Origin of the sequence: Photobacterium kishitanii (genome assembly GCF_000613045.3) — a bacterium.
GTDB classification, from domain to species: Bacteria; Pseudomonadota; Gammaproteobacteria; order Enterobacterales; family Vibrionaceae; genus Photobacterium; species Photobacterium kishitanii.
This window is the reverse complement of the sequence record NZ_LN794352.1, coordinates 2,734,406-2,755,369: the sequence shown is the minus strand read 5'-3', so window position 1 is coordinate 2,755,369 and position 20,964 is coordinate 2,734,406. Positions and strand designations below refer to the sequence as shown.

General features: G+C 36.7%; 21 protein-coding genes. 10 read left to right on the top strand and 11 right to left on the bottom strand.

Features of this window, described 5'->3' with window-relative positions:
* Positions 1 to 179 precede the first annotated feature (179 nt).
* A complete protein-coding gene (gene ettA / locus PPBDW_RS12875; RefSeq protein WP_036795945.1) occupies positions 180 to 1,847 on the bottom strand; it encodes an energy-dependent translational throttle protein EttA in 1,668 nt (555 codons plus the stop codon).
* A gap of 290 nt (positions 1,848 to 2,137) precedes the next feature.
* On the opposite strand from ettA, the gene sltY reads away from it, so the two are divergent.
* Both sltY and trpR read left to right on the top strand, forming a co-directional pair.
* Positions 2,138 to 4,075 carry a murein transglycosylase gene (sltY, locus tag PPBDW_RS12870; protein ID WP_230850432.1) on the top strand — a complete coding sequence of 646 codons (1,938 nt, stop codon included), beginning with the start codon at positions 2,138 to 2,140 and terminating at the stop codon, positions 4,073 to 4,075.
* A 183-nt stretch (positions 4,076 to 4,258) separates the two neighbouring features.
* Positions 4,259 to 4,576: a trp operon repressor gene (gene trpR, locus PPBDW_RS12865; RefSeq protein WP_036795942.1), complete on the top strand. Its 318-nt coding sequence runs from the start codon at positions 4,259 to 4,261 to the stop codon at positions 4,574 to 4,576.
* Between the two features lie 57 nt (positions 4,577 to 4,633).
* Here trpR and yjjX read toward each other — a convergent pair whose 3' ends face one another.
* The 6 genes from yjjX to PPBDW_RS12835 all read right to left on the bottom strand — a co-directional run bounded on the left by yjjX (position 4,634) and on the right by PPBDW_RS12835 (position 10,227).
* Positions 4,634 to 5,149, bottom strand: coding sequence for an inosine/xanthosine triphosphatase (yjjX, locus tag PPBDW_RS12860; RefSeq protein ID WP_036795941.1), 516 nt, complete (start codon positions 5,147 to 5,149; stop codon positions 4,634 to 4,636).
* A 139-nt stretch (positions 5,150 to 5,288) separates the two neighbouring features.
* Positions 5,289 to 5,927 (bottom strand): helix-turn-helix domain-containing protein, encoded by a 639-nt coding sequence (locus tag PPBDW_RS12855; protein ID WP_036795940.1) that lies wholly within the window; start codon positions 5,925 to 5,927, stop codon positions 5,289 to 5,291.
* A 672-nt stretch (positions 5,928 to 6,599) separates the two neighbouring features.
* Positions 6,600 to 8,180, bottom strand: a complete 1,581-nt coding sequence (gene ahpF / locus PPBDW_RS12850) for an alkyl hydroperoxide reductase subunit F (RefSeq protein ID WP_036795939.1) — start codon at positions 8,178 to 8,180, stop codon at positions 6,600 to 6,602.
* Between the two features lie 253 nt (positions 8,181 to 8,433).
* Entirely contained in the window at positions 8,434 to 8,991 is a 558-nt protein-coding gene (gene ahpC / locus PPBDW_RS12845) for an alkyl hydroperoxide reductase subunit C (RefSeq protein ID WP_036795938.1), read from the bottom strand.
* A 290-nt stretch (positions 8,992 to 9,281) separates the two neighbouring features.
* Entirely contained in the window at positions 9,282 to 9,698 is a 417-nt protein-coding gene (locus PPBDW_RS12840; RefSeq protein WP_036795936.1) for a universal stress protein, read from the bottom strand.
* Positions 9,691 to 10,227: an HPP family protein gene (locus PPBDW_RS12835; protein WP_036795935.1), complete on the bottom strand. Its 537-nt coding sequence runs from the start codon at positions 10,225 to 10,227 to the stop codon at positions 9,691 to 9,693. Before PPBDW_RS12835 ends, PPBDW_RS12840 begins: the two co-directional genes overlap by 8 nt.
* A gap of 370 nt (positions 10,228 to 10,597) precedes the next feature.
* Between PPBDW_RS12835 and PPBDW_RS12830 the strand changes: the two genes are divergently transcribed.
* The 3 genes from PPBDW_RS12830 (at position 10,598) to PPBDW_RS12820 (ending at position 12,502) form a co-directional block, all read left to right on the top strand.
* Entirely contained in the window at positions 10,598 to 10,972 is a 375-nt protein-coding gene (locus PPBDW_RS12830) for a hypothetical protein (protein WP_036795934.1), read from the top strand.
* A gap of 417 nt (positions 10,973 to 11,389) precedes the next feature.
* Positions 11,390 to 11,860, top strand: a complete 471-nt coding sequence (locus PPBDW_RS12825) for a hypothetical protein (protein WP_156312893.1) — start codon at positions 11,390 to 11,392, stop codon at positions 11,858 to 11,860.
* A 162-nt stretch (positions 11,861 to 12,022) separates the two neighbouring features.
* Complete coding sequence (locus tag PPBDW_RS12820) at positions 12,023 to 12,502, top strand: C40 family peptidase (RefSeq protein ID WP_036795932.1); 480 nt, start codon at positions 12,023 to 12,025, stop codon at positions 12,500 to 12,502.
* A 48-nt stretch (positions 12,503 to 12,550) separates the two neighbouring features.
* Here the strand turns inward: PPBDW_RS12820 and PPBDW_RS12815 are convergent, their stop codons facing one another.
* Positions 12,551 to 13,474 (bottom strand): hypothetical protein, encoded by a 924-nt coding sequence (locus PPBDW_RS12815; protein ID WP_036795930.1) that lies wholly within the window; start codon positions 13,472 to 13,474, stop codon positions 12,551 to 12,553.
* Positions 13,475 to 13,855: 381 nt separating this feature from the next.
* Between PPBDW_RS12815 and PPBDW_RS12810 the strand changes: the two genes are divergently transcribed.
* The gene (locus tag PPBDW_RS12810) at positions 13,856 to 14,506 is read left to right on the top strand and encodes an inovirus Gp2 family protein (protein WP_054262077.1); all 651 of its coding nucleotides are present in this window, start codon (positions 13,856 to 13,858) and stop codon (positions 14,504 to 14,506) included.
* A gap of 54 nt (positions 14,507 to 14,560) precedes the next feature.
* Entirely contained in the window at positions 14,561 to 14,746 is a 186-nt protein-coding gene (locus tag PPBDW_RS12805; protein ID WP_036796476.1) for an AlpA family transcriptional regulator, read from the top strand.
* 52 nt (positions 14,747 to 14,798) lie between these two features.
* Here the strand turns inward: PPBDW_RS12805 and PPBDW_RS12800 are convergent, their stop codons facing one another.
* The 3 genes from PPBDW_RS12800 to radC form a co-directional block, all read right to left on the bottom strand.
* Positions 14,799 to 15,248, bottom strand: coding sequence for a DUF2787 domain-containing protein (locus tag PPBDW_RS12800; protein ID WP_036795929.1), 450 nt, complete (start codon positions 15,246 to 15,248; stop codon positions 14,799 to 14,801).
* Between the two features lie 62 nt (positions 15,249 to 15,310).
* Positions 15,311 to 15,736 carry a DUF2787 family protein gene (locus PPBDW_RS12795; RefSeq protein ID WP_036795928.1) on the bottom strand — a complete coding sequence of 142 codons (426 nt, stop codon included), beginning with the start codon at positions 15,734 to 15,736 and terminating at the stop codon, positions 15,311 to 15,313.
* Complete coding sequence (gene radC / locus PPBDW_RS12790; RefSeq protein WP_036795926.1) at positions 15,733 to 16,203, bottom strand: RadC family protein; 471 nt, start codon at positions 16,201 to 16,203, stop codon at positions 15,733 to 15,735. The genes PPBDW_RS12795 and radC overlap by 4 nt, the downstream gene beginning before the upstream one ends.
* 318 nt (positions 16,204 to 16,521) lie before the next feature.
* Between radC and PPBDW_RS12785 the strand changes: the two genes are divergently transcribed.
* The 3 genes from PPBDW_RS12785 to PPBDW_RS12775 are packed head-to-tail and all read left to right on the top strand — an operon-like array spanning position 16,522 to position 20,963.
* Positions 16,522 to 16,713 (top strand): type II toxin-antitoxin system antitoxin, encoded by a 192-nt coding sequence (locus tag PPBDW_RS12785; RefSeq protein WP_036795925.1) that lies wholly within the window; start codon positions 16,522 to 16,524, stop codon positions 16,711 to 16,713.
* A 1-nt stretch (position 16,714) separates the two neighbouring features.
* Positions 16,715 to 19,840, top strand: coding sequence for an anti-phage-associated DUF499 domain-containing protein (locus PPBDW_RS12780; RefSeq protein ID WP_036795924.1), 3,126 nt, complete (start codon positions 16,715 to 16,717; stop codon positions 19,838 to 19,840).
* A gap of 40 nt (positions 19,841 to 19,880) precedes the next feature.
* Entirely contained in the window at positions 19,881 to 20,963 is a 1,083-nt protein-coding gene (locus PPBDW_RS12775; protein WP_036795922.1) for an anti-phage-associated DUF3780 domain-containing protein, read from the top strand.
* The last annotated feature ends 1 nt before the right edge of the window (position 20,964 follow it).

Sequence of the window (20,964 nt, the reverse complement as noted above, 5' to 3'; positions counted from 1 at the left end):
AATTAGCTACTCAGTCTATGTCTTCGCTTACATTATTGCTAGTTATCACGTCACATAAATGAGGCAATACAGTATCTTGCTAAGGTTTTATATAAAAAGCATTTGATTTAAATAGCTATTTTAATTTTCGATAAAAAGAGCTGCTCACACAGCTCTTTGATTACAAACTATTGAATTAATTATTTCGCAATACGTTTGTACTTTATACGATGCGGTTCGGCTGCATCAGATCCCAATGTTTTCTTCAACCATTCAGTATATTCAGTAAAGTTACCTTCAAAGAAGCTCACTTTACCTTCATCTCGATAGTCAAGAATATGGGTAGCAACACGGTCAAGGAACCAACGGTCGTGTGAAATAACCATCGCGCAACCAGGGAACTCAAGTAACGCTTCTTCCAATGCACGTAAGGTTTCTACGTCAAGGTCGTTGGTTGGTTCATCGAGTAGTAATACGTTACCGCCCGATTTTAGTAGTTTAGCTAAGTGAACACGGTTACGTTCACCACCAGATAGATCACCAATACGTTTTTGATGATCACTGCCTTTAAAGTTAAAGCGTGATACATACGCACGAGCAGGAATCTCAAAGTTGTTGATCTTAAGAATATCAGCACCTTCTGAGATTTCTTGGTAAACAGTGTTGTTATCGTTCATGCTATCGCGGAACTGATCCACAGATGCTAACTTCACTGTTTCACCTAATTCAATTGTACCTGAATCAGGTTGTTCATCACCGCTTAACATCTTAAATAGCGTTGATTTACCCGCACCGTTAGCGCCGATAATACCGACGATTGCCCCTTTTGGCATACTGAATGATAAATCATCAATCAGAACACGATCACCAAAGGATTTAGTCAGGTTTTTTACTTCAATAACTTTGTCGCCTAAACGCTCACCTGGTGGAATGAACAGTTCATTGGTTTCATTACGCTTTTGGTGATCGGTTGTATTAAGCTCTTCAAAGCGCGCCATACGTGCTTTTGATTTAGCTTGACGACCTTTAGGGTTTTGACGAACCCATTCAAGTTCTTTCTCAATGGTTTTTTGCAAAGCACGTTCTTGAGATGATTCTTGTTTTAGACGTGCGTCTTTTTGCTCAAGCCATGAAGTATAGTTACCTTGCCATGGAATACCTTCACCACGGTCAAGTTCTAAAATCCAGCCAGCGGCATTATCGAGGAAGTAGCGGTCGTGGGTAATTGCAACCACAGTACCACTGTAATCCACTAAGAAGTGCTCAAGCCATGCCACTGATTCAGCATCTAAGTGGTTAGTTGGTTCATCAAGCAATAGCATGTCTGGTTTATCAAGTAATAAACGACAAATAGCAACCCGACGACGCTCACCACCAGATAAATTTTTGATAGGCGCATCCCAATCAGGTAGACGCAGTGCATCTGCAGCACGCTCAAGTTGCATACCTAAATTGTGACCGTCTTTCGTTTCAATTAATGACTCAAGATCGCCTTGTTCTTTAGCTAAAGCATCAAAATCAGCGTCTGGTTCAGCATAAGCTGCATACACCTGATCGAGACGAATTAAGGCATCTTTAACATCAGAAACAGATTCTTCAACTATTTCACGTACCGTTTTGGTTTCATCCAATACTGGTTCTTGAGGTAAGTAGCCGACTTTAAGTCCGGCTTGAGGACGTGCTTCACCTTCAATATCAGTATCAATGCCCGCCATAATACGCAGTAGGGTTGATTTACCTGAACCGTTAAGACCTAGAACACCAATTTTGGCACCAGGAAAGAAACTCAATGAAATATCTTTTAAGATTTGACGCTTAGGTGGGACGATTTTTCCCACTCGCGACATGGTATAGACGTAATCAGCCATATCCGTGTGTGATCTCTACTCTAAAATGAAGCTTATATAGTACCTATAATCTTTAAAAGTTCACTCGAATTGTTGTTTATTACTTGGCTCTGTAAGGTATTTTAACAATAAAAGGGATTGTTTATTGTAATGGTTACTATCACAATCATACCTCATGGTAATCATATATCCGTCAATCTATGTCAGCGCTGATATTAAGGGCTATTTCGCATTGGAGTGGCATTTTTTTGCTATCCTTGAGCAAGGATCGTAGATAAGTTTTGGTGTTTTTTTTAGATATGGAGTCAATCGTGACACGTCTATTTAGTTATTCTCGCGTTTTTTCACTTGCTTTGTTGACTGTCGGATTAACCAGCACTGTAAGCGTTCAGGCTGCGTCTTTAGAGCAGCAACGAACATGGTATGAACAAGCTCAAAATGCTTTTTCAGCTAACGATATGGCCGCATTTCATCAAGCCAAAATTAAGTTAGGGGGCTATTCATTATACCCTTATTTAGAGTACCGAGAGTTTAATGCACAGTTGGAGACCAAAAATCCAAGTCAGGTGAAGGTATTTATTGATAAATATAAAATGCTACCTTTTAGCCAGGTAATCAAAATTCGATATTTAAATCAGTTGGTTAAGACTGAGCGTTGGCGTGATTTTTTGACTATGCAACCAGCAGTGCCTCGAAGTACCGATCTTCAGTGCGCGTTTTATTATGCAAAAGACAAAACAGGTAACACAAAATTAGCCTGGCAAGGCGCTGAAAAATTATGGCAAACAGGCAGTTCATTACCAACGGCTTGTGATGACTTATTAAATAGCTGGAGTGCTGCAGGTAAACGCACTAATACCATGGTGTTAGATCGCATGGTATTGGCTTATTCAAAAGGAAATAAAAGCTTATTAAGCTATCTTGATAAGTTGCTAACGGGTGATGCCAAAGCGACAGGAGAAACCATATTAGCGTTATATGATCAGCCTCAAAATGTGGGTGAGTTTGCTAAAAAAAGTAAAGTAACCTCTTTTAATCAAGCACTGACTAAGAATGCTTTTTTATTACTCGCGCGTACAGACACTAAACAAGCGGTTGCTGAATATGATCAGGTCATGCGTGGGCAGCACTTTGATGCTAAAACGAAGCAAACATTGGCTGATGCAGTCGCTTCTCGATTAATGTCGACAACGGATACGGCATTAATGCAATGGCGTGATAGTAAATTAGCTCATAGTCATAACACCAGTATTTTAGAGCGCCGAGTGCGTAATGCTATTCGTGACGCTAATTGGAAACAAACTCAGCTGTGGATTAATCGTTTACCAAAAGCAGCGCAAGAGACGCCACGGTGGACATTTTGGAAAGCAAAATTATTAGCGCAGAATGGCAATAAAAAACAAGCTGATAAAATTTATACCTCATTATTAGGTGAGCGTGATTTTTACAGTGCTGCTGCAGCAACGATATTACATAAACCCATTGTATATCCACTAACAAAGGCGCCTACATCGACAACACTATTAAAGCCGTATAAAAAGAGTTTAGCCCGTGTTGGCGAGTTGATTAAAATTGATAAAATAGCGGCAGCTAATCGTGAGTGGGGGTTTTTGTTATCAAAAATAACCAATGTACAAACGAAGCGTCAGCTTGCGGTATATGCTGAAAAGCACCAATGGCATTATCTTGCTGTACAAGCAACTATTTCAGGTAAATTATGGGATCACATGACATTACGCTTCCCATTGGCGCACAAATGGTTATTTGATTTCTTTAGCGAGCAACGCAATATTCCGGCATCAACCATGATGGCATTGGCGCGTCAAGAAAGTGCCTTGAACATCCATGCAAGATCACATGTTGGTGCGAGTGGGTTAATGCAGTTAATGCCAGCAACGGCTGCTGAAACGGCTAAAAAACTTGATTATAAATACTTAGGTAAGCAAAGTTTATTTGATCCAAGTGTTAATATTCGTTTGGGTAGTGCTTATTTGGAAATGATGTTAGCGCGTCATGATAATAATCGTATTTATGCGTTTGCATCTTACAATGCGGGTCCTGGTCGCGTGGCGCAGTGGAAAAAAGTGACGGCTGGTAAACTTGACGTTTATGCCTTCATTGAACAAATTCCATTTAATGAAACACGTGGTTATGTCCAAAATGTATTAATGTTTGATATCTATTACAATGAGCTTATGGGACATAAAGGGGTGTTATTTAGCCCTGCTGAACTAAAAGCACATTATTAATATTGGTGTGTATCTAATATCGTAATTATTGCGTTTTAATAAACTTATTATAATTATAAGTGGTAAAAACCGTTACTGTTATACCGAGAGGTAGCAGTAACGGTTATATAACCGTTGCTTGGTCTGATGTAGGAATCGCGGTACACTGCACCGCGTATATAATGCCTTACGGGATAAACGAAAATGGCTGTAGACTCACCAAAGTATACTGATTGGCAACAGATTCTAGATTTACTCCAGCAAGCTTCTGCGGAACAACGTGATCAATTACTGTTTAAAGTATTATTAACTCACGATGAAAGAGAAGCATTAATCGCACGAGTGAACATAGTACATGAGCTACTAAATGGTGAACGTAGCCAACGTAAAATTAGTGAGTTACTTGGTGTCGGTGTCGCTACTATTACGCGTGGTTCAAATGAACTAAAACATCAAGATGATGCAACAAAAGCATGGTTAGCTGATTTTCTCGCAAAAAATGTCCCTTCTGCATCAGAATAATTATTATGAGTTTCATTAACATCTTGCGCGTTAGTTATTACTACTAAATTGTATTTATTAATATAATTCAGGATGTAAAAAAGGGATTAACGCAAGAATTAAAGCTTGTTGATAAACACTGCTACGGCTCAATAAATGGTGGGTTAGCATCGCAATAGCCCCCCCTTTTTGTTTAATGTTTTGTTGATCAAACATCTCATCCATCACCTCTCCCAGCTCCATTCCTTGGGCTATTTTTTCTAATGCCAATGGCGGCAAAGGTAACGAAGCCGAACGGGCGGTAGATTTTCGGCCTTGATGTTCAATTACCATCCATGCAAATGTAAAATTGTCGTCGAGTCCAGCCTCTAAGCCAACGATGTAATCTGCATCAGGATAACGTTCACGGCAATGAGCCACTCGATTGTTAGCACCTAATAATGTTTCTTCACTGGTTAATGGTTGATCACGTACGCCACTGATAGCATTAACGCCTGTTGTAGTGAATGATTGTTGTGGAAAAGCAGCCTTAAATGCATCGGTTACTGCGGTGATTTTAGCTGGGTTAGTTGACGCGACAATAATGGTTAGCATAATTAACTATTCATAAAATAAAAATATTCATAAGTGTATTGAAAATAGCGTATTTATAGTGTGATTTGTAGTTAATAAAAAAGCCCATCTAATAATAAGATGAGCTTTTCTTTATCCCTAATTGAGCAGTCCGTAGTGATTAACGGTCGTAAGCCCAGTCTGATTGGATAATGTAACCGTGAATTTGGAACTCACCGTTATTTACAAATAAATTAGGGAAATCTGGCTGTGAGGTTGAAAATACAACGCCATCAGCTAATTGTGTCATATGGTAGAAATCAGGCTCACTGCCACGCACAGAAGCAAATACAGGTTGCTTTGGACGGTAAGCGGCTTCTTTCGTTGCTAAAGCGTAACTACCTACTGGTGCACAATGGGCGATATTTTCATTATCAATGAATAAACCTAGGCATGCATCACGCTCTAGGTGTTGGGGAATAGCACGCTTGCTGATTACCTCAACAGAATCACCTAAATTGTAAGCCGAAAAATCTTTACGGTGGATCACTGGAATATATGTGCAGGTTGCTGAGCTATCATGTTCAGTGCTGATTGTCGTTGTTGCTTGGGTGCCTGTATCAATTTGACCCGTTAGGATATAACCAATTGATGTATTTAGGGTCTCAGCAATCTTTTCTAGTTCACGTACTTCGATACCGTATTTACCTGATAGTTTACGGCTCATTGTACCTTGCTGAAGGCTTAATGCTTCACCAAGTTGCTTCTGACTAATACCTTGAACTTTAGCCAAACGCTTAATTCTTTCTAAATATTCCATGTAACTAGCTTCCTGCTTCAAATAGGGGGTGTGAATGAGATAGACATTCTCAATAGTTATAAAACATATTACTCAAAAGTGTAGAAAAGGAATCATTGTTACTTTAAAAGTGGGATTGATTTGGTTAAAGAAATATACCCCAGAGGAAAGATGGGTAAAAAAGGGAACAAAATACGCAGAAAGAAATAAGTTTTGACCATAAAGGTAACGTTTGCGGAAGCAATCTTAATGATTACGTCAATTGAGATATTAGAAAAATAAAATAATTAAAAGTTATAACTTAATGATTTTTAATGCTTTAAAAGTAAACTTAAAAGTGTTAAGTAATGTGGTGTTATTTGTTTTTTATTTTTGTAAATTTTGGTTTCATTTGTAAAACAACAACTGCTAGTAACCGTGAAATCAATAATAAAATTAAATAGTTTTCATGGGTATTAATATTAGTCTTGATGATTTTAAGAATAATCATTATTTGATTGTTGTCTTTATAACGTTTAAATGCCTTTTTGGTATTTAAATTTGCTATCAGGCTTGATATTGAGCTTATATTGAAACCAGGTGGGGAAGGGAAGGAATCGAATGCTCTATCTTACATCCAGTATAATTTTTTATGCTGTTATACGTAAAAAGGCCTACTCTCAATGAGAGTAGGCCTTTTCTCTTTTATTGGTATTACTTATTAACTGGGGCTGGAGTACGAATTAAGTAATCAAAAGCCCCTAAACTTGCTTTAGCACCTTCACCCATTGCAATAATGATTTGCTTATAAGGTACAGTTGTTACGTCACCAGCAGCAAAGATACCGTTAGCACTGGTATTGCCATGAGCACCAATTTCAATCTCACCACGTGGTGTTAATGCTACTGTTGACTCTTTTAGCCACTCAGTGTTTGGTACCAAACCAATTTGAACAAAGATACCTGCTAATTCAATGTGCTTGATTTCATCAGTGTTACGATCTTTGTAGCTAATACCTGTAACACGAGTGCCATCACCGACAACTTCAGTGGTTTGTGCCATTTTTATGATATCGATGTTCGGTAAGCTTTCAGCCTTATTAATCAATACTTGGTCAGCACGTAATGTGTCAGCAAATTCAAGTACAGTAACGTGTTCAACAATACCTGCTAGATCAATTGCCGCTTCAATACCAGAGTTACCACCACCGATAACAGCAGTACGTTTGCCTTTGAATAATGGACCATCACAGTGAGGGCAGTAAGCGACACCTTTATTACGGTACTCTTGCTCACCAGGGACGTTCATTTCACGCCAGCGTGCACCTGTACTGATGATCACACTGCGTGATTTTAAAATTGCACCACTTTCTAGATAAATATGAGCATAACCGTCGTCAGTATCAGAGGCTTCAACGATGTTATTTACACGTTGCTCGCTCATGATATCAACGTTGTATTGTTTTACATGCTCTTCAAGACTTGCCGCTAAACGAGGGCCTGTTGTTTCTTGAACAGAAATGAAGTTCTCGATAGACATGGTATCCATTACTTGGCCACCAAAACGTTCAGCAACAACACCGGTACGAATACCTTTACGTGCCGAGTAGATAGCAGCTGATGCGCCAGCTGGGCCACCACCAACAACTAATACATCAAATGGGACTTTATCGTTTAGGCTTGCCGCTACTTTTTTAGCAGCACCTGTATCTAACTTGTTTAGAATTTCAGTTAAAGACATACGACCTTGGCCAAATACTTCGCCGTTTACATAAACAGTCGGTACCGCCATGATATTACGTTCAGTTACTTCAGCTTGGAAAGCTGCGCCATCAATCATGCTTGCTTTAATGCGAGGGTTGATAGCTGCCATCATATTGAAAGCCTGCACAACATCAGGACAGTTCTGGCAAGATAACGAAATAAATGTTTCAACAACGATGTCTTGATCAAGCGCGGCGATTTGGTCAATAACCGCTTGCTCTAGTTTCATTGGGTGACCGCCGCTATGCAGTAGTGCTAATACCAATGAAGTGAATTCGTGTCCCATTGGCAGACCAGCAAAGCTCATTGAGGTCTGTTTGGTTGGGTTAACCACTTGCATTACTGGTTTACGTACGCTGGCATTGTTATCTTCAATAACACTAACTTTATTATTTAGTTCTGCAATTTCATAAGCAAGCTCATGCAGTTTTTGTGCAGTGTCACTATCATCTAAACTTAATACAAGTTGTACGTCGGTTTTTAAATTTTCTAAATATGCTTTTAATTGCTGCTTCATGTTTTGTTCTAACATAATCTTGCCTTTTTAATTTATTTACGGCTTAACAGTAGATGATGAAAACTGATCTACTGTAATACGACATATTGCCTATATAAAAAGGCTTAAATATGTTTGGAAGGTCTTATAATTGATAAGGCACCAAACATGAGGTTTATGTTTGATGCCTTATTACCTTTAAATAAGCGAATTATTTAAAAGCAGGATGAACAATATTGAGTTTTGAATAGCGATCAAAATGTCATATTGTCATCAAAGGTTAATAAGATTAGATCTTACCAACTAGGTCTAGAGAAGGAGTTAGTGTAGCTTCACCTTCTTTCCATTTAGCTGGGCAAACTTCACCTGGGTGAGCAGCAACGTATTGTGCAGCTTTTACTTTACGCATTAGATCTTCAGCTTCACGACCGATACCTTCAGCAGTGATTTCCATTGCTTGGATAACACCTTGTGGGTCGATTAGGAAAGTAGCGCGGTCTGCAAGACCTTGACCTTCACGCATAACATTGAAGTTATTTGTGATGTTACCAGTTTGGTCGCCTACCATGAAGTAGTTGATTTTACCGATAGTATCAGAGCTGTCGTGCCATGCTTTGTGAGTAAAGTGAGTATCAGTTGATACTGAGAATACTTCAACGCCACGCTCTTGAAGCTCTGCGTAATGGTCAGCAAGGTCGCCAAGCTCTGTAGGACATACGAAAGTAAAGTCAGCTGGGTAGAAGAAGAATACAGCCCACTTACCTAGAACATCTTTTTCAGTGATTTCTACGAAGTTGCCTTCTTTGAATGCTGTAGCGCTAAATGGTTTAATTTCAGTGTTGATCATAATATGGAATCCTTTTAAATATAATTTTAATTTTTTATGCTGTAGTGCAAATCAAATCTCTGAAGCCATTATTGTCGAACCGGGGATATTAAGGAAATCGTTACAGCCGATACATTCAATAGCTAAAACCTATTGTTGGTGTATGGGGCGGTTGGTTGATGATTTATCACCAGTGAGACTGGAGAAACTATTTAGATTGACTACACCTCGGGCCTAACCTGATTAAAGAAAAAGTCCTATTTTATGTAAAAATAAAATAGGACTTTTTAAATGTTCTAACCTTCTTACAATCAAGAGAAGCTCAAAAAATCATGGCGAGTTGCTAACTTTATTAGAAAACCATTTTTTGATAAAAAACTAAAATAATGGTGAGAATTTGCCATGACAACTAAATCAACGGATAAATGTGTCGCCAATCGCTCGATAGCCATACCGACCGGTCCGCTGACAATATAAACATGATCTTTATTTAAACTGGTGCCAGTAATTAAATCCTTTATTTTATTTTCTAGCTCGTCCTTTTCAGTATTAACAAGATCATCCCCTAGTTGGTGTCCAAAATAGGCGTCATCAGAAAATAGCTGATCATCAATATTTGTGGCATAACCAACAAATAGTTCTGCGTTGAGTTGCTCAGCTAAAGCAATCGCTTTGAGAAGATAAGGTTTAGAATCGATATCTAGCGCATACAATACTTTTTTATACATCTTTGCCTTCTTTAGGTTTGTTAACCCATGCATATTCTAAGCGAGAGACTAAAGCATGGTACAAAAGTGCAATCAGAACAATTATGCAGCTACCTGCAAAAATTGGATAAAACGCGAAGAGAATACTGGTATGAGCACCTAACATGATCAATAACGGATTCCCCCCAGCAGGTGGGTGCGTAACATTGAGCATTATCATCAGAAAAATACCAACGCCAACCGCCAAGCCTAGAGACCAAAATGTTACAGGCAGAAGGTTAGCAAATATAATGCCTGTGATTGCAGTCGTTAGGTGACCGAATACTACATTTTTAGGGTGGGCTAAAGGACTTTGTGGTAACCCAAAGACCAACACCATTGTGGCACCAAAAGGAGCGACTAATAAATAGTCACCTTTGGCTACACCATCGAAAAAGGCAAGGGTACCAATACATAATGCGGAGCCTGCAGCGGCAACTAACGCAATCATCCATAGTTTATGAGCTGGGTGGGTGATCTTATAATGGATCCCTTTTGGTATATCAGTCATCGTAATACTTACTTATGAGTACAATATATTAATAGTATATGCTAATTTTGACTCAATATGAGGATCGATAATAGCTCATAAGTATTATCTAAGAATGCGGTCATGATCCCACTTTGTTGATCAGTAATAATAAATACCTTATTAAATATATCGATGATTAACGGACAATAGTGGGTAAGGTTGACTGTAGAATTGGATTGAGGTTTTTCAAAAGTATCTCATTGCTATGTAGATAAAATCTTATAGCAGTATTCAATTTTATAGCGATTTTAATTAAGCGATAGTTTCTATTTTCAATGCCTATTGAGATAGTATTTTGTGAGAAAAGCATCATAATCGTGCTATACAAAACTTACAGAAGAAATGAACCATGACTAATTTCCAATATTACTTTCATCAATTTCCTTGCTTTCAATGTAAAAAAAACACAGTAAGCGCTGATCTTGGTTGGTTAACGGCTGCGATGAAAGATGATGTTATCGCACAAGTCACTGCGATTATTGCGCAAGGCAATGTTGAGCAAGAACTGTCAGTGAACGTTACTTGTACTAAAGACGAAGCTCGTGATTACTTATTGCTGAATTTCTATGGTTATTCAGAAAAAGAATTAGCCAATCCAGTTAAATCAGAAGATGAGCAAGAAGTGGCAGATGAAATAGCAGAGCTATTAGCTAACGGTAGTGATACTGCTGTTTTTGAACACGAAATCGTATTACAAAGCTGTACTGATTGCGATATTGATTAAGAGTCAAACTAAGCGTAATCATTAAACATAAACATGTTCGTCATACGTAATATGGTGTTTTATTTAAGGCGTTAGCAGAATTGATTTTGCTAACGCTTTTTTGTTGCTGCTGTTTTTATATATGATTTTATCGAATTTTAGGCATTAAAAAAGGCCACTTCCTAAGAAGTGGCCCTTTCCAAACGTTTGGTGGGCTGGCGTAAGTTGAATTCATGATGTAACCCTTTGTTTTTAAATTTATTTAACTTGTTCAAGTTTCGTGTGGAATACCTTTTGGAATACAATACTAAAAAGTCATTAATGGATATTAATGGATAGTTATCTTGTTGTTCTCATATGATCTTAAATTTATGATAGGAGTCCAGAATATAAAATTAAATGCATAATACAATCATATTTTAACTTTAAAGGTAAAGCATGATGACTAAATTATCAACGATCACATTTTTATCCGTTCTATTCGTTCCTACTATTTCACAAGCTGCGATCCCTAATTACTGGTCAGAAGCTTCATTACAGGGTTATAACATCTATACATTATCTAATGTAAAAGGACAGGTTTTAACTCTAACTTGTGCTGAGGGGACGGGGGCGCAAGATAGTAAATATATTGATAATTCAGTAAGCCTTGAGAAAAATGGACAGACAATTGATACTGATATTACCTTTGTCATTGATGACACTCCATATTTAGTTCCATCTGATACTGGTACTACAAGTGGTGATTCTATGGCTTGGGATAATTTCTTCTATAATTTAAAAAATGCTACAAATTTTGTAGTTTATGCTAGTAATAAAGAGGTAGGAGCATTTACTGTAAATGCTAAAAATGTTGCTAAAACTTTTAATTATGAAGCATGTAATTCTAAGAAAAATTGGGAGTTATAATAGTAATTAACTTATATAGATTGCCACATGATTTTAAACCATGTGGCTTAAAATACATTCCTTGTGTATTGGCACATATATTAATTAATGTTATCTCCATACTCTACTCTAAATAAAGTTAGGTATATCTCATAACTAGAATAATAAAATGAGGTTATGATTATGAAGTTATACTATTTATCTTTAATTCCTGTTATCAATAATATCAAAGATAGCATTGTTGATAATGTATTTAAAAGTAAGATTAAGCCAATTGAAGGCTCTATTGTTTATTGTGATTTGTTATTAGGATATGCAGAACATTCTGGAATCTATATTGGGAATGATAAAATCGTACATAAGAATCGATATGGTGTTATTGAAGTTGTTTCATCTAGAGACTTTATTGAAAAAACTACCGCTATATCAATATATGTAAGTTCTTATAAGGGGAACGCTTCTGGATCTATAGTTGCTGCATGGAGAGCTGAGTCACAAATTGGTATTCATGATGAATATTCGTTTTATCACTATAATTGTCATCAGTTTTGTAGTTATTGTATATCTGGGGATTTAGATAACTATGATATCTCTTTGATGCAATTGAAAACTAATAGTAAAAATAATATAGATATTGATGATTGGTTAGTCTGGGAACGGTGATCGTAAATAGCTGCTGATTGTATTAGCAGCTATTAAAATTTTTAATTATTATTTTAGTTTCAATTTAAAATTCTTATATTCTTTCTCAATTGTTTTTTCAACTAAAAGGTTTTTATTAATATTTAACTCTCTTGACATTTCAGATAACTTTTCACTAATATCTTCTTTCATAGTAAAGTTATATTCTTTAAAACCATTTTTAGAGTCTCTATGTTTTTTTTGAGACCATGCTTTTTTCATCTTATCTAAAAGGTGTTTTTTCTTATAAATATTTTGGCAAACATCAAAATATAAAATTATATTATTGTAATAATCTCTATCATAATTTATTTTGAATTCAAATTTATCATCTTTGTTTTTTGATAAGTAATCTACAGCCCACTTGTTTTGTATAATATTATCTTTGTCTAAGAAACCAATTATAGCTATATCAGTTGCTATCTTGGCCCAGCTTTTTTTTAGTTCAGTTATTAGTAATTGTTTTGTTTTTTTATTATAATTTATATGTTCTATATGATCACATATTTTTTTGTATTTTTCTTTATTAGAGATGGCATTTGATTTTAAGTAGTCTCTGAAAATTCTTGTGTCTATATTGTCATATACTTCATCAATAATATCCAAGTTAATAAGGCTATCATTATTATTATTTAGTGAATTCAACAAATCTCTATTGGTTAAAATATAAAACAGAAAGTTGCATAATCGTTCATTGTTACACTCTATCCATGAAAGTTCATCTTTTGTTATTCTTTCTGATTTAATCAGTAAATTAAGTTCTTTTATTTTATCACCGCTTAGCTTTAAAGTTTCTTTAATAAACTGATTAAGATTTAAAGATATATTTAAAAGTGAATCTCTACTATCAAGTAAATCTCTCATATAGTATTCATCACTATCATATTCACATTGCTCTATTAAGTGCTCTATCACGATTTTTAGTTCGTAATTATTTTTTACATTATCAATCATAGCTATATCACTTAGTGATTTATTAGTAACTTTTAAGTTCGAATAAATAGAAATCTAATAGATTTTAAGAAGATTTTTAGTTTATTTTTACTTTACTTTAAGCATGTGATTTTAAATGTTTTTGGTTTTTTTTGTGTGATCTAAGTAGGATTTATGAATGGTTTATCTTTGATTAACTACAGAGTACTTCTTCTATCATAACTTGTCGATGAGCCCATAGCTGTCAACGCTTGTTAGTTATGCCATTCTGTCGGATATAATTAATATTATAACTAGAAGATACTCACTATATTACTACTCTAATATATATCACTAATATAACCTGTAATAAATAACTTACATCCATATACCTATGAGATTTAAATATTATAGGTGTAATCGATGAATTATATAAGTAAGAAAAGATGGAATGAATCTAAGGTTGTTAGTGAAGAGTGTAATGAAAATTATCTAACAACAATAGAAAGAGTGATTAATGATTCATTAGATGATTATCCAAGAATATTAGCAGTAAGGTTTGATTTAAGATTACCTGAAAGTAATCAGGATGATTATCTTGATAGAGATCTTCCTGATTCTTTTAATAGAGATAAGTTAATACCAAAGTTTATTGAATCTTTGAAATCGAAAATAAAGTATGACCTTAAGCGTAAGAATAAAAAATGGGATAGAAATTTTAAGTGTCAATTACGTTATGTATGGTGTCGAGAAAAAGAAAGTTCTAATAACGAACACTATCATGTGATGATCATTATTAATAAAGATGTATATAGAAGTATTGGTGAATATCACCATAATGGAAGCTTATCATCAATGATTGTTTCTGCTTGGGAAAGTTCTTTAAGTTTAGATTATAACCAAGTAAAAAGGCTCGTTTATTTCCCTTCTAATTGTGCTTATGTAGTTAACTATCGTGATAGTAAATATGAAGAGCAATATGATGATTTGTTTTATCGAGTGAGTTATTTAGCTAAAACAAGAACGAAAAATATTAATAGGTATTATCGTTCTTTTGGGTGCAGTACTCGATAACTGTTTTATTTTACAAAGAGCTTCAATCTTGTGTACGAATACGGGGACTTCGACATGAGATTAATTAGATTAAAAGAAGTAATGAATATAACTGGGTTAGGACGTTCAAGTATTTATAAGTTTATGGATGAGTCTCGATTTCCTAAAAGCGTTTCATTAGGAGATAGAGCTGTTGCTTGGATTGAATCAGAAGTAGAAGATTGGATTGTTGAAAAAATAGCAGAAAGAGATAGAAACTAATAAATGGTAGAGGGTATTAATACCCTCTATCTTAATTTGTGTTATTTGAATATCAGCAATTTACTTTTATTTGGTCGTAAGCATCCATATCAACATATGCTAAGAAGTTGCTTTCCCATCGCTGATATAACTCTTTTGCATCTTGCTGGTGGGTTTTAAGCGATAACCAGCCGATGTGGGAAGTGAACCAACAGTTATTAGTGATATCAAAATCTATACTTCTTTCTAGCTCAGGGTAGTAATTACCGAAGTACGCAAACTCAGTAATATATTCAATACTCCATTCATCTGATGATTGTTGATTAATAGCAATTTCAATCGGACGGAATCCACCATTTTCAGCATCATAGCTAGTGTCTCTAAAATTGAATGTATAGCGTTCTGCTGATTGTCCATTGAGTTGTATTACTTGAGTGTGATAGTTGCATAGCGTTTGATTCAATAGCAATTTCAGCTTATTTGAAATAGGTAGTAAGGTTGGTGTAAATGAAATTACAGACATGATGAATCCTCCTGTGGTGACAAGATATTTATTGTTAGGTATGTATTAAAGCGGAATAATAATTAACGCAGAACGGTCAGACTAATATCATCGAATTGTTGCTGTTGAATGTGATGTAGAAAAGCGGCTATCCAAGTATGAAATAGATCAATAAGGGATGGGTGAAATAAGTCACAACGACCACCAACATCAGGCTGATAACACCAGTGGTTGATTAAGTGAAAATACAATTCAACATCGACAGATTTATTATGAGTGTTAATAAATGAAAAACTAGCAATAAATACCACCAGCCATTGATTACCACTTTTCTTGAGTTGTATTTCTACCGGGTGTAGCCCTTGTTTGGTTTGATAATAATCTAACGCCCTATAATTTATTACTAAGCGAGTTGCTTGATCAGGGATCGTATAACAGCTTAATAGCTTTTCAAGATGACCATGTAATGCGAGTGGCAATTGTAATTCGCCATAATGTTGTTCAATCATAAATACCCCTGCTCAGCAAAAGAGACACACGTTTCTCCCACCACAAAATGATCCAACACTCGAATATCAATTAGCGCTAAGGCATCTCTGAGTTTTTGCGTGATGTGTTTATCAGCATTAGACGGCTCAGCGATTCCAGAGGGATGGTTATGAGCAAAGATCACCGCAGCAGCATTGCAGTTAAACGCCACTTTTACCACCTCCCTTGGATATACACTTGCAGCATCAATGGTGCCAAAGAATAACTCTTTGTACTCAATTAGCCTATGTTGGTTATCTAGCAGTAATACTGCAAACACTTCACGTTCATAGCCTGCCATTTTGTATTGCAGAAAATCTTTAGTTGCCTGTGGGTTGGTAAATACATCACCACGTAAATATCGGTTAGCTACAATTTCTGCGGCTTTTTCTAAAACTTGATCTGCTGTCATTGGAGTATGAACAACATAGTCGTTTGGTTTGTGCATAGCCTTAATTCCTTATAGTAAATGGGCTTCTACACAAAGATGATATATATCTGAGATTTGTTTGATTAGGATTTGAGGAGGATCAGAGACGTAATTTGGAATGAATTTGTTATTACAGTTTGTATAGATAGAAATCTAGATAATTAATAAACTGTTCGACAACTACCATAATAGCGATAAATATCAAGATCTTTACTCTTAATTGGTGGATAATTTAAACAGCAGTTTTTAATGCAATTAGTTTATTAGAAATACTTTGTGGATTCTTTTACTGACTGTAAAATGCAGTACATTTGCATACATTTAGAGAAAGTACAAATGGCTACCACCAAAACAGCAACGTTAACGATACGAATTGAACCTAGTTTAAAGGACGCTTTACGTAAAGCGGCTCAAACTGAACATCGTTCTATCTCTAATATGATGGCAGTAATGATTCGTGATCATTGTATAAAAAACGGTATAGCCATAGAGAATCTCCAAGGATTAGATCAGCATCAGGAGCACTAAAATGATTAAAACGGTTAAGCAAGCATGTTGTTTCAATCCTGTAATTCAGGATTACAGAATGAGTCAGGGGATTGAAAATCTGGCTGATCTAATTACCGATGAAGGAGATGGAAGTGAGTTTTTCTCTCGTAACTTTGTCACTCACGGTATGGAGCAGCTTTTTAAGGAAGGGATGCTGAGGCTCTCTGGTCAATCAGATCAAGCCGTTTTTGAGCTTACTCAAGCAATGGGTGGCGGTAAAACCCACATGATGATTGCCTTAGGCTTACTTGCTAAGCATGCTCATTTAAGAGCTGGAATTTTACCTGAAAGCCTTAACAGTCGTTTAGATTTTGGTAACGCACGTATTGCTGCTTTTAATGGACGAAATAACCCTAATAATTATATTTGGGGTGATATCTGTACACAGCTTGGTGCTGAAGAGGAGATCAAAGAGCATTGGGTTAATGGGCCTAAGCCTGTTGACCAACAAAAATGGAAAGACATAATTGGTGATACTCCAACGCTGATTATGATTGATGAGCTACCACCTTATTTGAATGTTGCTAGTACGCATGTTTTAGGAGCTGGTACATTAGCAGATATGGTTGTATATAGTTTAAGTACACTAATGAGTGCAGCTTTAGAGCTACCCAATTGCTGTATCGTTATGGCTAACCTTTCCGGTAGCTATAAAGCTCAGACTAAAGCATTAGCGGATTCAATTTCTAACCTTCAAAATGAAACTCGTCGTCAATCTATGACCATTACTCCTGTGCAACTATCGGGTAATGAGATTTATGAAATTCTAAAAAAACGTCTGGTTGATGAAATGCCAGACGAGAAAGTGATTAATGGAATAGCAGAAGAGTACGCTCAGCAAATTAAAAAAGCTGAAGATGGTGGTTACATTATTGCTTCAAGCATTGAACAGATCACGGAGCAAATTAGAGAAACTTATCCGTTCCATCCTTCTTTTAAACATATCGTTGCGTTGTTTAAGGAAAATGAAGGCTTTCGTCAAACTCGTGGTTTGATGCAATTTACCGCTAGGTTACTTAAGAGTGTCGACCAACGAAAAACTGATGATGTATTCTTAATTGGTACCCAGCATCTCAATTTAAACGATGAGCAAGTCAAGGATGAGATTGAAAGAATCGCTCCTAATCTTGTTCCTGCTGTGACACGAGATATTGCAGATAGCGGTGATGCAATTGCTGAAAGTATTGATGCTGAGCAAAGTAACGATGCTGCGGTTCAGTTAATGACTCTCTTGTTAGCTTCGTCATTGTCTCGTGCGGTTGGTGGACGTATTGGTTTATCAGAAAGTGAAATTATTGAGTTTTTAGCTGCACCTAATAGAAAAGCTGATGAATTCTTAGAAGCTATGCAAAAACTGCGTGAACATGCGTGGTATTTACACCGTGAAGATGAACGTTTCTTTATTAAAGAAACAGAAAATTTGTCTCGTCAGATAGAGCGTAGTGCGAAAGAGGTTCCTCAGCCTAAAATTGATCAAGCATTGATTAATCGTTTGAAAGGGATCTTACTACCAAATACTCGTAATACTTATCAAGAAGTTCAAGTTTTACCACGAATGGATGAGCTTAAGCTTAGTGGCCCTCGTGTTCTTATTGTCATTAAGCCCGACGGTAAAGTGCCACCTAGTGAACTAATGAATTTCTTTGAGTTTCAGCAAGAAAAAAACAATCTATTGGTGCTGACTGGACAAGACAGCATTATGGCTGATGCCGTAGAAGAAAGGTTGCGTGAACTTTACGCATTAGAGTTTATAAATAAGCGTTTAAGATCGGGTGATTCCTTATTTGAAGAAGCACGAGATCGATTAGAAGAGGCGGAGGAGCGTTTTGCAAAAGCATTATCAGCTTCTTATAACACCATTCTATTTCCTGGTGTAGATGAATTAGATGGCTCTGAACGTCTGCTTAAAGTAACCATTGATCATGGGTTGAAATTAGGTGATGGAGAGCAATCGGCTGAAGTTCAAATAGATAAATTGATGGCAGATCCTCGTGCAAATTATAAATTAGCATCTGATTTAAAAGAAGATTTTAATCAATACTTTGCAATGGCTGAAGCTGAACTTTGGCCTTTAGGTGCTGGAAATAGACGAGCTCCGTGGAAAGATATAACAACTCGGGCTAAGTGTAATCCAGGTTGGCCTTGGATGCCTGGTAATAGTGGTATGGATACACTAAAAGCAGAAGCACTGAAACAAGGTCGATGGCGACAGGGTGAAGATGGTTACATCGAGAAAGGTCCATTCCCTAAAGATAAAACAAGTGTCAATGTCTCGTTGCTTAGTACACATCCAGAGACAGGGGAATCAGTACTTAGTCTTACTCCAAGAAATGCAGGTGATAGTCCTGCAATCCATTATTCGACTAAACCTGAAGTTTTAGAAACAGACGCGCAAGTTGAAGATAGTGAAAGCTTTAGTACTACAGAAGGCACGCTATATTTCTTGGTCAGAGATCCTAGTGGAAAGTATGAAACTGGTGCAGCGACTCGTTGGGTTGCAGACTTAAAGGTTAGACATCAAGTAGACTTATTGGCTGATAAACGAAAGATTACGCTTCAATGTACACCACATGCTGACATGTTTTATACGTTGGACGGCTCTAATCCAAAAGATGGGCAAGCGTATAATGTACCATTTGATATTGGTTCAGAGGCTGCACTATTATCTGTTTATGCAAAATCAGGAGAAGCCTCTAAGACTGCTGAATTCTCTATTCCGCATGTTGGTGATAAAACTGTTAAAATAGATGACACTAAACCAACGTGTATAAATAGTACTAAACGAGTATCACTCGATAATACCGATAAGGTTTTTTCAGTCATTAATCGATTCAGAGATCAAGCAGCTACTAAGTTTAAAGGTGTTCGAATTGAGATCGGTGAAGGTGAAAATACGGTATCTATTCGCTTTGGAGAACGTCAGGTTACAGCCATTATGATTGAAAAATCAGTAAATGGCCTGAGGGATCTACTTAATGAAGCGGATGCTACTGTAACGGTTAAAGTTAGCGATGGTATAGAGTTTGAGAATGGTTATGAAGCAAAAGAGTTTGCTAAGTTGGCTGGGATTGAACTTCGCCCTGGTGATGTAGTGCAAGAAGAATAATCCTGTATGGATAAATGTAAACAATGATGAGGATAAATAAATGTCAAAGGTAACAACAAAACAAAATGCGCCTAAGTGTGCAACGCTTGGTTTTGGAGTACCTGCATCCAGCGATCCTCATCACTTTAAGGTTGTTATTCCTAAGGCAAATAGTGGCAAGGTTGAAATCAATGAATATCTTGGTATGCAAGCACAAAGTGAGGAGTTATCAATTATTGAGCGCGTAGTTCTTGAACGTCCTTGCTGGACAGCTATACGTGCGGAAGTACAACGTGCATTTAATGCTCGTTTGAAAAGTTATGATTTGAGAACAAGCTCCTGGATGGTTGGTGAAAATGTTGTCGATCGTCTATTAGGAAAAGAGCTTTGCGTACTCGCTTGGGCTGTCGAGGGTATGGATGTTGATAATATCTCGGTTGCCGTTCGTAATTGGTTAGCACTTCGACCTGAAGAGCGCTGGTGGTTGTTTGGGATGACAGCAATGAGTACTGGGCACAAGGACGATCGTGATGTTGGTTGGCGAATTGCGTTACGACATGCTCTTGGTGATATTGTACAAACTGAACACTTAGAACAAGTTGGTCAACTCAATGAGGTTTCACCTCCTGATTCATTGAAACAGAGGAAGAATGATTCAAGTGTAGTTACACGTGATGATAACAACTCGAAAGATGATGGAAGTATAAATGAATCCCTGCCTAACTATACTAGCTCCTCATTCCAAGATGATGAAGCTTCATTGTCAGAGATAGAGCTTATGCAAGATAGCTATGCAGAGGAAGGCATTGTTTTCCTTTTTGAGGCCAAGCAAGCAAAAGCAAGTGGGTACCCTGTTGGTGAAATGAGTAAGCCAGAGTTTGTTGTTGGAAAGGGATCTACAGCAAATATCATAGAGGTAAAATCGTTACGACCTGCTATTCGTGAGCTTCGTTTGAAGCTTTTAGAAGAGGAGGTTCTTGTAAAGGAAGGAGACGTTTATTCCTTTGTGCATGAGTACAGATTTAAGAGCCCGAGTTTGGCTGCTTGTGTAATTGCTGGTAATCCACGTAGTGGTATGGATGCATGGCGAGATCTAAAAGGACGTAGCCTTAAAAAGTTAGGCTACGGAAAAAAAGCTAATTAAT

What these genes read in the sequence shown, in the direction of transcription:
- PPBDW_RS12855 (WP_036795940.1), bottom strand. Translation starts at nt 5,927, where the DNA reads ATGGAATATTTAGAAAGAATTAAGCGTTTGGCTAAAGTTCAAGGTATT.
- PPBDW_RS12830 (WP_036795934.1), top strand. Translation starts at nt 10,598, where the DNA reads ATGACTAATTTCCAATATTACTTTCATCAATTTCCTTGCTTTCAATGT.
- PPBDW_RS12775 (WP_036795922.1), top strand. Translation starts at nt 19,881, where the DNA reads ATGTCAAAGGTAACAACAAAACAAAATGCGCCTAAGTGTGCAACGCTT.
- yjjX (WP_036795941.1), bottom strand. Translation starts at nt 5,149, where the DNA reads ATGCTAACCATTATTGTCGCGTCAACTAACCCAGCTAAAATCACCGCA.
- PPBDW_RS12820 (WP_036795932.1), top strand. Translation starts at nt 12,023, where the DNA reads ATGAAGTTATACTATTTATCTTTAATTCCTGTTATCAATAATATCAAA.
- PPBDW_RS12810 (WP_054262077.1), top strand. Translation starts at nt 13,856, where the DNA reads ATGAATTATATAAGTAAGAAAAGATGGAATGAATCTAAGGTTGTTAGT.
- ahpC (WP_036795938.1), bottom strand. Translation starts at nt 8,991, where the DNA reads ATGATCAACACTGAAATTAAACCATTTAGCGCTACAGCATTCAAAGAA.
- trpR (WP_036795942.1), top strand. Translation starts at nt 4,259, where the DNA reads ATGGCTGTAGACTCACCAAAGTATACTGATTGGCAACAGATTCTAGAT.
- PPBDW_RS12780 (WP_036795924.1), top strand. Translation starts at nt 16,715, where the DNA reads ATGATTAAAACGGTTAAGCAAGCATGTTGTTTCAATCCTGTAATTCAG.
- PPBDW_RS12785 (WP_036795925.1), top strand. Translation starts at nt 16,522, where the DNA reads ATGGCTACCACCAAAACAGCAACGTTAACGATACGAATTGAACCTAGT.
- PPBDW_RS12825 (WP_156312893.1), top strand. Translation starts at nt 11,390, where the DNA reads ATGATGACTAAATTATCAACGATCACATTTTTATCCGTTCTATTCGTT.
- PPBDW_RS12840 (WP_036795936.1), bottom strand. Translation starts at nt 9,698, where the DNA reads ATGTATAAAAAAGTATTGTATGCGCTAGATATCGATTCTAAACCTTAT.
- PPBDW_RS12835 (WP_036795935.1), bottom strand. Translation starts at nt 10,227, where the DNA reads ATGACTGATATACCAAAAGGGATCCATTATAAGATCACCCACCCAGCT.
- PPBDW_RS12800 (WP_036795929.1), bottom strand. Translation starts at nt 15,248, where the DNA reads ATGTCTGTAATTTCATTTACACCAACCTTACTACCTATTTCAAATAAG.
- radC (WP_036795926.1), bottom strand. Translation starts at nt 16,203, where the DNA reads ATGCACAAACCAAACGACTATGTTGTTCATACTCCAATGACAGCAGAT.
- ettA (WP_036795945.1), bottom strand. Translation starts at nt 1,847, where the DNA reads ATGGCTGATTACGTCTATACCATGTCGCGAGTGGGAAAAATCGTCCCA.
- ahpF (WP_036795939.1), bottom strand. Translation starts at nt 8,180, where the DNA reads ATGTTAGAACAAAACATGAAGCAGCAATTAAAAGCATATTTAGAAAAT.
- PPBDW_RS12805 (WP_036796476.1), top strand. Translation starts at nt 14,561, where the DNA reads ATGAGATTAATTAGATTAAAAGAAGTAATGAATATAACTGGGTTAGGA.
- PPBDW_RS12795 (WP_036795928.1), bottom strand. Translation starts at nt 15,736, where the DNA reads ATGATTGAACAACATTATGGCGAATTACAATTGCCACTCGCATTACAT.
- PPBDW_RS12815 (WP_036795930.1), bottom strand. Translation starts at nt 13,474, where the DNA reads ATGATTGATAATGTAAAAAATAATTACGAACTAAAAATCGTGATAGAG.